Origin of the sequence: Bacillus sp. FSL R5-0654 (genome assembly GCF_038008745.1) — a bacterium.
GTDB classification, from domain to species: Bacteria; Bacillota; Bacilli; order Bacillales; family Bacillaceae; genus Bacillus; species Bacillus safensis.
Map to the genome: position 1 here is coordinate 1901742 of NZ_JBBOZV010000001.1, position 14984 is coordinate 1916725.

General features: G+C 48.3%; 8 protein-coding genes. 1 reads left to right on the top strand and 7 read right to left on the bottom strand.

Annotated features, from left to right (window positions below):
* Nucleotides 1-149 precede the first annotated feature (149 nt).
* Nucleotides 150-6731, top strand: a complete 6582-nt coding sequence (locus NSS76_RS09485) for a hypothetical protein (protein WP_341081983.1) — start codon at nucleotides 150-152, stop codon at nucleotides 6729-6731.
* A gap of 20 nt (nucleotides 6732-6751) precedes the next feature.
* Here NSS76_RS09485 and NSS76_RS09490 read toward each other — a convergent pair whose 3' ends face one another.
* The 7 genes from NSS76_RS09490 to nirB all read right to left on the bottom strand — a co-directional run bounded on the left by NSS76_RS09490 (nucleotide 6752) and on the right by nirB (nucleotide 14970).
* Nucleotides 6752-7312, bottom strand: a complete 561-nt coding sequence (locus tag NSS76_RS09490; RefSeq protein ID WP_341081984.1) for a CatB-related O-acetyltransferase — start codon at nucleotides 7310-7312, stop codon at nucleotides 6752-6754.
* 64 nt (nucleotides 7313-7376) lie between these two features.
* Complete coding sequence (locus NSS76_RS09495) at nucleotides 7377-8744, bottom strand: MATE family efflux transporter (RefSeq protein WP_029705978.1); 1368 nt, start codon at nucleotides 8742-8744, stop codon at nucleotides 7377-7379.
* 25 nt (nucleotides 8745-8769) lie between these two features.
* Nucleotides 8770-10254, bottom strand: a complete 1485-nt coding sequence (dacB, locus tag NSS76_RS09500; RefSeq protein ID WP_257802534.1) for a D-alanyl-D-alanine carboxypeptidase/D-alanyl-D-alanine endopeptidase — start codon at nucleotides 10252-10254, stop codon at nucleotides 8770-8772.
* Between the two features lie 126 nt (nucleotides 10255-10380).
* Entirely contained in the window at nucleotides 10381-11355 is a 975-nt protein-coding gene (locus tag NSS76_RS09505) for a pectinesterase family protein (protein ID WP_216100443.1), read from the bottom strand.
* An 88-nt stretch (nucleotides 11356-11443) separates the two neighbouring features.
* Complete coding sequence (locus NSS76_RS09510) at nucleotides 11444-12145, bottom strand: DUF421 domain-containing protein (protein WP_149126558.1); 702 nt, start codon at nucleotides 12143-12145, stop codon at nucleotides 11444-11446.
* 66 nt (nucleotides 12146-12211) lie between these two features.
* Nucleotides 12212-12535: a nitrite reductase small subunit NirD gene (gene nirD / locus NSS76_RS09515; RefSeq protein ID WP_044332990.1), complete on the bottom strand. Its 324-nt coding sequence runs from the start codon at nucleotides 12533-12535 to the stop codon at nucleotides 12212-12214.
* A gap of 23 nt (nucleotides 12536-12558) precedes the next feature.
* Nucleotides 12559-14970, bottom strand: coding sequence for a nitrite reductase large subunit NirB (gene nirB / locus NSS76_RS09520; protein ID WP_341081992.1), 2412 nt, complete (start codon nucleotides 14968-14970; stop codon nucleotides 12559-12561).
* Between the last annotated feature and the right edge of the window lie 14 nt (nucleotides 14971-14984).

The following is a 14984-nucleotide window of genomic DNA, read 5'->3' on the forward strand; positions in this document are numbered from 1 at the left end:
AAATCATACTATTTTATACTTTCAACACCATAACACAAATCAATGAAAGATTTAAATGATTTGATTCGATGATTTTCGAAATGATGATTTTCTAGGTTTTACTTCCAATTTGAAAATTTGCACATAGAATGAAATATCAATTCTAGGAGATGGGCAATTTGTACAATCAATTCGAACACAAATGTCCCTTTTGCGGTAAATACCATGAACAGCCTCATTACAAAAGATCACGTCATGACCGTCCTCGAAAAAGAGACTGTCCATTCATTAAACAAGAATATTCAAAACAAAATATATCTCAAGGGAATCAACCTTGCCACAATGCAAAAGGAATAAAACAATCAAAACAAAATCAAAGAGCTGGACCAAGAGGCCCGGCAGGCCCAGCAGGTCCCCCTGGACCAACCGGACCTACTGGACCTGCTGGCGGGTTAACCGGCGCCCTTCCTTTTAATCCCTCACAATCACAAGATTACGATGCAGGGCAAGTGGTCACGTTTGATGGCAGTACTTACATTGCCAATGTTGACGCTCCATCAGGAATACCTGGACTCTCCCCCGACTATACCCTTTTAGCTGCTTCTGGAGAAACCGGTCCTACGGGTCCTACTGGGATCGGATTAAGTGGTATTGAAGCCTATGATCCTGTTATGGCACCAACATATTCAGTCGGTCAAGTGGTCACTTATGGTGGTGGTACGTATATTGTGGATTCTGCACCACCTTCAGGTACGCCAGATACGTCGCCAGATTACACACTTTTAGCAGCACCAGGTGAAACTGGACCTACCGGTGCTACAGGTAGTACTGGGTCAACTGGACCTACTGGTGCAACGGGGATCACTGGATCAACTGGAGATACCGGCGCCACGGGGATTACCGGGTCAACTGGACCTACTGGTGCTACTGGGATTACTGGAGCTACCGGACCTACCGGGGCTACAGGTATCACTGGAGCAACTGGAGATACCGGTGCCACTGGGATCACTGGGTCAACAGGGCCTACCGGGGCTACTGGGATCACTGGATCAACTGGACCTACTGGTGCCACTGGGATTACGGGAGCTACCGGGCCTACCGGCGCCACGGGGATTACCGGATCAACTGGAGATACGGGTACTACAGGCAGCACTGGACCTACTGGGCCTACTGGTGCCACGGGGATTACTGGATCAACTGGACCTACTGGCGCAACGGGTAGCACTGGAGCTACCGGACCTACTGGTGCAACGGGTAGCACTGGAGCAACTGGGCCTACCGGCGCCACGGGGATTACCGGATCAACTGGAGATACGGGTACTACAGGCAGCACTGGACCTACTGGTGCCACGGGGATCACCGGATCTACCGGTCCTACTGGTGCAACGGGGATTACTGGGTCAACTGGAGATACCGGTGCCACTGGGATCACTGGGTCAACAGGTCCTACCGGGGCTACTGGGATCACTGGAGCAACTGGAGATACGGGTGCTACAGGCAGCACTGGACCTACTGGGCCTACTGGTGCCACGGGGATCACCGGATTAACCGGACCTACTGGGGCTACAGGTATCACTGGATCAACTGGAGATACGGGTGCTACAGGCAGCACTGGACCTACTGGGCCTACTGGTGCAACGGGGATTACCGGACCTACCGGGGCTACGGGGATCACTGGGTCAACTGGACCTACGGGTGCTACAGGTATTACTGGAGCAACTGGAGATACGGGTGCTACAGGCAGCACTGGACCTACTGGGCCTACTGGTGCAACGGGGATTACTGGATCAACCGGGCCTACTGGTGCAACGGGGATCACCGGATCTACCGGTCCTACCGGGGCTACCGGGGCTACGGGGATCACTGGATCAACCGGTCCTACTGGTGCAACGGGGATCACCGGATTAACCGGACCTACTGGGGCTACAGGTATCACTGGAGCAACTGGAGATACGGGTGCTACAGGCAGCACTGGACCTACTGGTCCTACTGGTGCAACGGGGATTACCGGATCAACTGGACCTACTGGTGCAACGGGTAGCACTGGAGCAACTGGTCCTACCGGCGCCACAGGGATTACCGGATCAACTGGTGCTACAGGCAGCACTGGACCTACTGGTCCTACTGGGGTGACAGGTATCACCGGATCAACAGGGCCTACTGGCGCAACAGGGATTACGGGAGCTACTGGTCCTACTGGTGCAACGGGGATTACCGGATCAACTGGTTCTACCGGTGCCACGGGGATTACTGGATCTACCGGTCCTACTGGTGCAACGGGGATTACTGGGTCAACTGGAGATACCGGTGCCACGGGGATCACTGGGTCAACAGGTCCTACCGGGGCTACAGGTATCACTGGAGCAACAGGGCCTACTGGTGCCACGGGTAGCACTGGACCAACTGGTCCTACTGGGGTGACAGGTATCACCGGATCAACTGGAGATACGGGTGCCACGGGAATCACCGGATCAACTGGGGCTACCGGTCCTACCGGCGCCACGGGAATCACCGGATCAACTGGGGCTACCGGTCCTACCGGGGCTACTGGGATCACTGGAGCAACTGGAGCTACCGGTGCCACGGGGATCACTGGGTCAACAGGGCCTACCGGGGCTACAGGTATCACTGGATCAACTGGAGCTACCGGGGCTACAGGTATCACTGGATCAACTGGACCTACTGGTGCAACGGGGATCACTGGAGCAACTGGAGATACCGGCGCCACGGGGATTACCGGGTCAACTGGACCTACTGGTGCTACTGGGATTACTGGAGCTACCGGACCTACCGGGGCTACAGGTATCACTGGAGCAACTGGAGCTACCGGTGCCACTGGGATCACTGGGTCAACAGGGCCTACCGGGGCTACTGGGATCACTGGATCAACTGGAGCTACCGGGGCTACAGGTATCACTGGATCAACTGGACCTACTGGTGCCACTGGGATTACGGGAGCTACCGGGCCTACCGGCGCAACGGGGATTACCGGATCAACTGGAGCTACGGGTACTACAGGCAGCACTGGACCTACTGGTCCTACTGGTGCCACGGGGATTACTGGATCAACTGGACCTACTGGCGCCACGGGTAGCACTGGAGCTACCGGACCTACTGGTGCCACGGGGATTACTGGGTCAACTGGAGATACCGGTGCCACGGGGATCACTGGGTCAACAGGTCCTACCGGGGCTACTGGGATCACTGGATCAACAGGGCCTACTGGTGCCACTGGTAGCACTGGACCAACTGGTCCTACTGGGGTGACAGGTATCACCGGATCAACTGGAGATACGGGTGCCACGGGAATCACCGGATCAACTGGGGCTACCGGTCCTACCGGCGCCACGGGAATCACCGGATCAACTGGGGCTACCGGTCCTACCGGGGCTACTGGGATCACTGGATCAACCGGACCTACTGGTGCCACGGGGATTACTGGGTCAACTGGAGATACCGGTGCCACGGGGATCACTGGGTCAACAGGTCCTACCGGGGCTACTGGGATCACTGGAGCAACTGGAGATACGGGTGCTACAGGCAGCACTGGACCTACTGGGCCTACTGGTGCCACGGGGATCACCGGATTAACCGGACCTACTGGGGCTACAGGTATCACTGGAGCAACTGGAGATACGGGTGCTACAGGCAGCACTGGACCTACTGGGCCTACTGGTGCCACGGGGATTACCGGAGCTACCGGACCTACTGGTGCAACGGGGATTACCGGATCAACTGGATCTACCGGTCCTACTGGTGCAACGGGGATTACTGGGTCAACTGGAGATACCGGTGCCACGGGGATCACTGGGTCAACAGGGCCTACCGGGGCTACAGGTATCACTGGATCAACTGGAGCTACCGGGGCTACAGGTATCACTGGATCAACTGGACCTACTGGTGCCACGGGGATTACCGGAGCTACCGGGCCTACCGGCGCAACGGGGATTACCGGATCAACTGGAGATACGGGTACTACAGGCAGCACTGGACCTACTGGTCCTACTGGTGCCACGGGGATTACTGGATCAACTGGACCTACTGGCGCCACGGGTAGCACTGGAGCTACCGGACCTACTGGTGCCACGGGGATTACTGGGTCAACTGGAGATACCGGTGCCACGGGGATCACTGGGTCAACAGGGCCTACCGGGGCTACTGGGATCACTGGATCAACAGGGCCTACTGGTGCCACTGGTAGCACTGGACCAACTGGTCCTACTGGGGTGACAGGTATCACCGGATCAACTGGAGATACGGGTGCCACGGGAATCACCGGATCAACTGGGGCTACCGGTCCTACCGGGGCTACTGGGATCACTGGATCAACCGGACCTACTGGTGCCACTGGGATTACTGGGTCAACTGGAGATACCGGTGCCACGGGGATCACTGGGTCAACAGGGCCTACTGGCGCCACGGGTAGCACTGGATCAACCGGACCTACTGGTGCCACTGGGATTACTGGGTCAACTGGAGATACCGGTGCCACGGGGATCACTGGGTCAACAGGGCCTACCGGGGCTACAGGTATCACTGGAGCAACTGGAGATACCGGGGCTACAGGTATCACTGGATCAACTGGACCTACTGGTGCAACGGGGATTACGGGAGCTACCGGGCCTACCGGGGCTACTGGGATCACTGGATCAACAGGGCCTACTGGTGCAACGGGTAGCACTGGACCAACAGGGCCTACTGGTGCAACGGGTAGCACTGGACCTACTGGAGCTACCGGGCCTACTGGTGCAACGGGTAGCACTGGACCTACTGGAGCTACCGGGCCTACTGGTGCCACTGGGATTACTGGGTCAACTGGAGATACCGGTGCCACGGGGATCACTGGGTCAACAGGGCCTACCGGGGCTACAGGTATCACTGGAGCAACTGGAGATACCGGTCCTACCGGCGCCACGGGAATCACCGGATCAACTGGGTCAACAGGGCCTACTGGCGCAACGGGGATCACCGGATCAACTGGACCTACTGGTGCAACGGGGATCACTGGAGCAACTGGGCCTACTGGTGCCACGGGGATTACGGGACCTACTGGTCCCACGGGGATTACTGGATCAACTGGACCTACTGGTCCTACCGGTGCCACGGGGATTACCGGAGCTACCGGACCTACCGGGGCTACGGGGATCACTGGGTCAACTGGACCTACGGGTGCTACAGGTATCACTGGAGCAACTGGAGATACGGGTGCTACAGGCAGCACTGGACCTACTGGTCCTACTGGTGCCACGGGGATCACCGGATTAACCGGACCTACTGGGGCTACAGGTATCACTGGAGCAACTGGAGATACGGGTGCTACAGGCAGCACTGGACCTACTGGTCCTACTGGTGCCACGGGGATCACCGGATTAACCGGACCTACCGGGGCTACGGGGATCACTGGGTCAACTGGACCTACTGGGGCTACAGGTATTACTGGAGCAACTGGAGATACGGGTGCTACAGGCAGCACTGGATCAACTGGGCCTACTGGGGTGACAGGGATTACGGGACCTACTGGTCCTACCGGTGCCACTGGGATTACTGGATCAACTGGACCTACTGGTCCTACCGGTGCCACGGGGATTACCGGATCAACTGGACCTACTGGTGCCACTGGGATTACTGGACCTACTGGTCCTACCGGTGCCACGGGGATCACTGGATCAACTGGACCTACTGGCGCAACGGGGATCACTGGAGCTACCGGACCTACTGGCGCAACGGGGATCACTGGAGCTACCGGACCTACTGGTGCAACTGGTATCACTGGATCAACCGGACCTACTGGTGCCACTGGGATTACTGGATCAACTGGACCTACTGGTCCTACTGGTGCCACGGGGATTACCGGATCAACTGGACCTACTGGTGCCACTGGGATTACGGGACCTACTGGTCCTACCGGTGCCACGGGGATCACTGGATCAACTGGACCTACTGGCGCAACGGGGATCACTGGAGCTACCGGACCTACTGGCGCAACGGGGATCACTGGAGCTACCGGACCTACTGGTGCAACTGGTATCACTGGATCAACCGGACCTACTGGTGCCACGGGTAGTACTGGATCAACAGGTCCTACCGGCGCCACGGGTAGCACTGGTGCTACCGGACCTACTGGTGCCACAGGTAGTACTGGATTAACTGGTCCTACCGGTGCCACGGGTAGCACTGGGTCAACTGGACCTACCGGCGCTACAGGCATCACGGGTGCGACGGGTATCACTGGGGCTACTGGTCGTACTGGCGCTACAGGTATCACCGGACCAACCGGACCTACTGGCGCTACCGGTGTTACTGGTGTCACTGGGGCTACTGGGGCTACTGGAACAGGTGGTTTTACGGATACAGCACTTTATGCTGCTAATAGTTCTGGATCTACCATTATCACTGTAGCTAGTGGAACGAATATTCCTCTGCCGAATTTACAAAACATTACTAACTTTACCGCAAACGGAACGAGCACTGTTTTTACCGTTTTGCAAACTGGTAAATATTATATTACGTATCAAGTCAACACCACAACAGCTCTTTTAATTAATACACGTTTGCTTTTAAATGGAGATACTGTGCCTGGTTCTGTTCAATCACCGGTTATCTCTACTTCGTTTCTCAATAATACTTTAATCGTCAATATAACAGCTGGAAGCACCATTTCACTGCAGTTTTTTGGGGCAGTTGTCACAGCTATTTTAGTTGGCGGGGGCGGTGCTGCAGGTGCTACCTTGACCATCATACGGCTCAGCTAAACTAAAAAAGAAAGGCTTTCTCAGCCTTTCTTTTTTATATCTTCTATTACAGTTATACAACGTTCAATATCATGAGATTGTAAAAGGTGAAAAATAGATTGGATGATTGAAAGCTCTAAATTCCACCATTCTAATAACTGCAGTTTTTCGATTATTTCGGATGAAAATCGATATTTCATGAGCTGCTGGGGATTTCCTGCGGCAATTGCATATGGCGGCACATCTTTTGTGATCACACTATTTGCCCCGATCACGGCCCCGTTTCCTATACATACTCCTGACATAATCGTCGCACCATATCCAATCCATACGTCATGTCCAATATGAACATCCCCCTTCGATTTGGGATGTCCTTTAATATGGGCAGCTTCTTTAAAAATTTGATTAAACGGATACGTTGTGACCCAATCTGTACGGTGTTCCCCGCCTAGAAAAATTTTCACTTCGTTTGCGATGGAACAAAACTTCCCAATATGTAATGTCGTTCCTTCTCCCCAAGTCAACACTTGGAAATCTGGTCCGGCATAAGAAAAATCACCGATATTGTACGAGATTAGTTCACTTCTTTGATTCAAAAACATAGAAGATCCGGCCTCCTTAAAAGTGAGAGATCTTCGTATGTATATGCTGCTTTACGCTTTCACATTATGATTGAACAAGCGAGACAATTTGTTTTTTCTTCCATACGAGCTGATAGTAGCTGTATTGGAGGAGTAAGTTCACAAAAAAAGCAGCTGGGTAGCCAATCCATATTCCTTTAATGCCAAGAGATGTATAGTGTGATAGCACATAAGCGACTGGTACTTCTACAAGCCAAATGGAACAAATACTAAAGATCGTCGGCCAAAGAACCGTCCCGCTTGCTCTCATTGTGGCTGCAACAATTTGGGCCGTTCCAAAAATGAGATAGCTCCATAGTGTAATGACGACCAAACTATAGGCAATGTCTATTGTCTTAGGATCTGTTAAAAAGATAGATAAAATCTGCGGTGCAAAAATATAAACGAAAATAATGATACATCCGCCTATGGCAAAGTTAAGTCCTAACCCAATTTTAATGACATCTTTCAGTCGATTCATATTCCCTGCACCAATGAATTGTGCTGCAAAGATTGAGACCGCAATGCCAAGACTCACTGCCGGCATCTGCACATAACTCACGACTTGATTGACAACACCATAGGCAGCTGTCGCCTGTGATCCATAATCGTTGACGAAAGAAATAACGGCAATTTCTGATAAAGAAATAAGGATCATATTAATGCTTGATGGGATACTAAGCTTTAATAACGTTTTTAATAGATCCCCTTTCATCAATAAATGCTTTCTCACCGATGCATCAATGCGAAGCGGGTGCTTTGTCTTATATAAGTAGATATGTAGAATGATAAACGTCACAATTGTTGAAATCACAGAAGCATACGCAGCGCCATATAAGCCGAACGCCGGCAGTCCCAGCCAGCCAAATAATAAAATGGGCAGCATCAAAATATTCGTTGCCGTACTAATCATTAAGAAATAAAAAGGTGTTTTCGAATCCCCTGTTCCCCTCAAGAAGGTCGTATAAACAAAATAAAGAAATAAGATCGGCATTGAGATGAATAGAATTCTGGCATATGCCGCACTTTCCTCCACGATATTAGCGGGTGTTCCCATGAGGTTTAAGATATCAGTTGCGAAAAAACCTCCAATGATCGCTAAAGATACTCCGATTAAAAAAGTGAATGAAAGCGTTGTGCCAATAATTTCTTTTAATTTCTGTTCATTTTTTGCTCCATACGCTTGTCCAATAAGGATCGAGCTCCCCGATCCAATGCCAATGGAAAAAGAAACGAGTAAAAAGAAAAGCGGAAAGAATGCAGAAATGGCAGCTACTGCATCCTCTCCAATCCATCTTCCGACAAGAACAATAGACACTAATTGTCCGATCGATTGCAAAATATTACTTAGCAAAAGCGGGATGAGAAAAATGGACATGGTTTTTACTAAAGATTGATTATTATCTAACGTCATGATGGTTCTCCTTCTCTCTCTAAATCTAAAGATTCTCAGCTAGTATGCTGACAATACGGTCTTCTATCTCTTTCCCTTTTTCGTCATCAACAAGGTGATTTAATAAAATGGAAAAAGCGAGCGTTTTTCCGCCCTGCGTGTCAATATATCCAGAAAGTGTGCTGACCGTTGTTAACGACCCTGTTTTTGCACGTACTTTTTCTAGTGTAGCTGGTTCCTTCAATCTGTTCCTTAACGTTCCCCCCACCATTCGTTCACTTTCCCCTGCTAAAGGGAGCGCATGTTCATAGGTTTTAAACCATTTTTCCTTTTGAATGTTTGTCAAAAATAAAGTGAACTGGTTAGCGGAGACAAGGTTAATAGGTGATATCCCCGATCCGTCACGCAGCACTGCAAACGAAGGATCAACGCCAAACGCAGGAAGCCGTTCATTCATGACGTCCAGCCCAGCTTCAAAGCTCCCTTTGTTCTTCACTTTTTTGCCTAGTTCCTTTAGCAAAATTTCTGCATGGGTATTGTTGCTTAATTTCATCATAGGAACAAGCAGCTCTGATAATGGCATCGATGTATGGGAAGCAATTTTTTTGGCTTTTTTAGGAACTTGTTTTGATTTCAGCGGTCCCTTCACTTGAATCCCTTCCGCCTTTAACGCTCGTTTCATTAAGTCTAAAGCATAGGCGGACGGATCCCATAAAGCTACCCATTGTTTAGATGAGCTTGCTTTAACCGGAATGGTTCCAGTCAACGTTATCTTGTTGGTTCCGTGAGAGCGCTTAAAAGAAATTTTCTTTTTTCCGCCTTCTGGAACGGTTTTCACTTGATTGATGACTTGAGCGACATCCGTCTTCGGGATCATATCATAGGCGGCTTTCTGTCCTGCTTTTTTTCCTGGTTTTACTTCGAGAATCACGGTCCCTGCATCATAATCTTGATTCGGTGAAGCCGTGAGAGCAGAAATTTGTGCACCGTAATATTGATCCTCATCACTCCAAGGCAGATCAATGGAATATCTCGTGTCATCAAACCAAGTATCATCTGCCGCAAGCTGTCCGCGAATGGTATGTATTCCGGCCTTTTTGACCTGTTTGGCGAGTGCTGCAAAATCCTCCTCTAATAAAGTCGGATCGCCGGTGCCACGAAGATAAAGGCTGCCATGTAGCGTTTTCTTTTGAATAGAACCATCCATCCAGATGTCTGTAGGGAATGTGTGTGTTTCTCCAAGTATATCAAGTGCGATGGCTGATGTGAGCAGTTTCATATTAGAAGCAGGAGTAAGACGAATATCGGCTTGATGTTCATAAATAAGGGAGGTGTCAGAAGTATCGCGGACGCTGATGCCAGAGATCGCGCCCTCTAAATCAGGTGCTGTTCGTATGAATTCGTCTAAAGCTGTCATCCATTGAAGTGAATCGTCACGAGCTTTGAGTTGTTCATCTTTTGCTGAAAAAGGGAGAAATAAAATCGACAGGATACATATTTGTAAAAACATGAGCTGTGAAAAACGCTTCACGCAATCCCTCCTTTTTGTTGCAGCCAATTTTAGAAGAATATGTTCATTATACACAAAAGAACGTTTGTTCTCAAAGGTTTTTTAAACAGAAAAGTCAGCTTTCTTTGACGAAAACTGACAAGCCCTTTACCTCTTTTCTGGATTCCAGCCATCGGCTCCTCCAAGAACAGCCTGAACTGTGATTTGACTTGCTTCATTTTGGGTTAAAATGGTTGACCATTTTACGCGGTTTGCTGGGCTGCTTCCTGCTCCTGTCGATCCAAATTCTTTGTACCTGGCCGTTCTTTCGTTGTTACGGTTATCCCAGTTATGCCATCCCTCGGCTTTTATATGGTCATCCATTTTTGTATGGAGGAATGTCACAGCCGAATAAGGTCTCCACGGACGTCCTAAATAAACCGATTGCGCAGCTGCCGTTCCCTTTTTCAACGTAGAATCTATGAATACATAGCCGTACCTTTGTGCTTCTGTTGTGGATGCTGCAGTAATATACCCATTTCCAAGGCTTTTTATTTCAGCTCTTTTAAACACAGCTGTGGCTGATCCAAAAATAAAATCGACCGTGCCTTCAATATAGCAGTTTTCGTAATATTGCCGCCCAGTGCCTGTTGCATAAAGTGTATCTTGATAGCCTAACACACGTATTTGTTTAAACACAGCCCGGTCGCCAGACACATACAGTGCAACTGCCTGACCCGCATGTCTGCCAGCTGTATTTTGAAAGGTGATATTTTCTGCATAAAAATCGTTTGCACGAATCATTGTGCTTGAGCTGTTTGTTGTACTCCCAGTGCTTGCATTTGTATCATCATACGTAAGAATCGTCTTGTGCTGGTTTTCGCCAATAAAGGATACGTGTGGTTTATTTTGCGGAAGCAATATTTTTTCTTTATATACGCCATTTTTAATATAGATCGTTGCCGGTTGTTGATTGTTTGCTGGAATCGCATCAATGGCAGACTGAACGGTGCGGTATGTCCCGCTTCCCTTTTGATCAACGACAAGGACGCGGTTATGCCCGGCTTCTGCTGCTTGAAGTGAAGCTGGGTCAAAAAGAAAGAAAGACAAGACCATGACCATCCATACGTTTCTAAATTTCATCACATATCTCCCCCTCATTTTGTGAACGTTTTCATCAAACATTCTTTTTGATCCTATTCCGTACACGCACAAAAAAACACCCACGTTTTTATGTTGTGGATGTTTTTTTAGACTTTTCATATTGCATCGCATAAATCCCTTCATTTTCAATCCATTCACAAAATAGAACGTCTCGATAAGAGGAAATATGCTGCTTTTTTAATTGCTCATTTAGCCAGGATTCATCAAAACCGGCTTCTTGAAGATCTTTTTTTAAAATTTCGCCGTCAATAATAAACGTTCTAGGCAATTTCACTTCTTTTCCCTTCACGTTCACATCTTCGGCTGTGGCTGGGGCGTATTTCATTTTCGGAAGAACGCTGACAGAGCCGTCCGTTTCCAAAATAGCATATTCAATTTCATTCAGGGCAAAATGGCCTTTTGCGCGAACCAGTGTCTGCAGCTGATTGATATCAAGCATATTCTTCTTCAACCGATTGTAGCGAATCTTCCCCTTATCAATCACAAGAGTAGGTCTTCCTTCTAAAAAAGCGCGAATGGATTTAAAGCGCTGTGAAAGCCATTCAACTGTATAAATGAGAACGCCCCATACTGCAACAGCAAATAAAATGTGCTGAATCCTGACTTCCGGATCAAAAATAGCGTTTCCGACCATTTCGCCTAAAATTAGTGCAGAAATGAAATCAAACGGTGTGATTTGTGCAAATTGTGTTTTCCCTAATAATTTTGTAATAAAAAATAAAGCGAAAAATCCGATTAAGAGTTCAATCAAAATATTAACGAACGGCACAAAAATTCCTTCCTTTCTTGCTGCATTTATATACAGCATATACATGAAAGGAAGGATCTAAACCATTTATGAAGGCAATAAAATAAAGACATTGTCCCCTTCAACGAATGTTTCATATGTTTTAACGCATCCGTGGTCTGGTGCTTGAACGTTTCCTGATGAAAGATCAATTTTCCAATCATGCATTGGACAGAAAACGTGATTGCCGCTGACCATGCCTTCAGCCAGAACGCCGCCTTTATGAGGACAGCGATTTTCAATGGCTTTGAACTGCTTATTAGAAGTTTGAAAAACAGCTAATTCAAGTGTACCGACTTCAACTGTTTTCCCTAGCTGGAGCGGAAAATCTGATAGGGTGCCAATGTGAACTTTAACAACTGAAACTGTCATATGATCTCATCCCTTCAATTGATTTATACGGAAGCCGTCGCTTTTTGAAATAATTGTCTCGTGTCTTTTTGGCTCTCGCGAAGCTCCTGCCAAGGCTCTTCATATGTTGAAAGCGCAATGTTCATTCTTTCGATTAAGGCTGCTCGTTTTTCATCATCCAGGAGTACTGATTGAATATGATCTAACCCAAGTCGCTCAACCCAAGCAGAAGTTCTTTCTAAATAATTTGCCGTTTCTCTGTAATATTGAAGGTATGCTGCGGCCATTTGCTCTACTTCTTCTGCTGTACTGACCTTCATTAATAAATCTCCAGCCCGCAGGTGTGTGCCGCCATTTCCGCCGGCGTACAATTCAAACCCTCCATCTATCCCCACGATACCGAGGTCTTTAATTCCGGACTCTGCACAGTTTCTCGGACAAGCAGAGACGGCCATTTTTACTTTATGCGGTGTCGCAAGACCTTCAAATTTCTTTTCAAGTGCAATTCCAAGAGCCATGGAGTCCTGCGTGCCGAACCTGCAAAATTGTTCTCCAACACATGTTTTAACTGTTCTTAAAGATTTCCCATAAGCATAACCCGATGGCATATCTAGATCCGCCCACACTTTTGGTAAATCTTCTTTTTTGACACCTAGAAGGTCAATACGCTGACCGCCAGTCATTTTCACAAGCGGTATTTCATATTTGTCGACGACATCGGCTATTTTCCTCAAGTCATTTGCATTGGTGACGCCGCCGTACATTCGCGGAACAACTGAATAGGTACCATCGTTTTGAATATTGGCATGCATCCGTTCATTTACAAAGCGTGAGCTCTTTTCATCTTTGTATTCAAGTGGATAAAGCATGCCTAAATAATAATTCAGTGCAGGTCGGCATTTTGAACAGCCCTCTTCTGTATTCCAGTCAAGTACATTCATTACTTCTTTGACATGCTGCAAGCCTTTTTCTTTGATTTCATGAATGACTTCATCTCGTGAAAGAGTGGTGCAGGCGCAGATGGTTTCTTTTTGGCCTGTCCGGCTTGCATCCTCACCTAGCGTATGCCAAAGAATCTCTTCGACAACAGGCTGACAGCCTCCGCAAGATCGTGAGGCACTTGTACATTGCTTGACTTCCTGAAACGTTGTTAAGCCTTCTTTCTGAATGGCTTCTACAATTTGCCCTTTTGACACGCCATTACAGCCGCAAACGATATGGTCGTTTGCCATGCTGTCAATCGTGCTTTCTTGCGCCGAATCATTGGAGGTTAAGACAGATACCTTCTCCATATCCGACATATCTATTCCTTCTTTAATGTACGAGAATAAACGAGGTCCGTCGCTTGTTTCTCCAAACATGACGGCGCCTACTAATCGGTTTTGCTGGAAGACGAGTTTTTGATAGATGCCTTTTTGTTCGTCAAAAATTTTAATCGCCTTTTTCTCATCGTTTTCAATAAAATCACCAGCTGAAAATACATCAACTCCAGATACTTTCAGCTGTGTTGACAGAACAGAGCCTTCATATGGAGCAGGGTTCAAGCCGCATACATGCTTGGCAAGTACAGTCGCTTGATCGTATAAAGGAGCAACTAATCCGTACGTTTGTCCCCTGTGTTCCACACATTCGCCGACGGCATAAATGCCCGGTACACTTGTTTCCATGAAATCATTGACAATAATACCTCGGTTCACTTCAAGCCCGCTTATTTCTGCAAGCATTTTACTTGGTTTAATTCCCGCAGCCATGACGACTAGGTCTGTCTCAAGTGTAGTGCCGTCTGAAAATGATAATCCTTCTACTCTTGTATCTCCTAAAATCTCATTTGTCTGTTTTCCAAGCAGGAATTTCATCCCCTGTTCTTCTAATGCTTTTTGAAGAAGCTGGCCTGCAATAGGGTCTAGCTGGCGTTCCATTAAATGAGAGCTGAGATGAATGACATTCACTTCCATGCCTAAGTTTAATAGGCCGCGTGCTGCTTCAAGCCCAAGGAGTCCGCCTCCGATGACTGCTGCTTTTTTGTACATGGTAGAGGCATTGACCATTTCCTCAGTGTCTTGCAATGTACGAAAAGCCGTTACGCCTTTTTTATCACTCCCTGGAATTGGCAGGATGAATGGAAGGGACCCTGTTGCTAAAATCAATCGGTCATAATTCACGGTCCGTCCTTGATCACTGGTGACTGTTTGGTTCTCTGTATCAATCTTCACAATGGTCTCGTTTGTAAACAGCTGAATATTATGCTCTTGATACCAGTTCCAATCGTTTAACGTAATATCCTCGACCTTCGTATCTCCTTGAAGAACTTTCGATAAAAGAATTCGGTTATAGTTAGGATGCGGTTCACTCCCAAATACCGTCATGTCGAAGCGTTCGCCGTCTGTTTTTAAAATGTTTTCAAGGCTTCGAATGCCCGCCATACCATTCCCCACTAATACGAGTTTTTCTTTCATGAATAAACACCCCT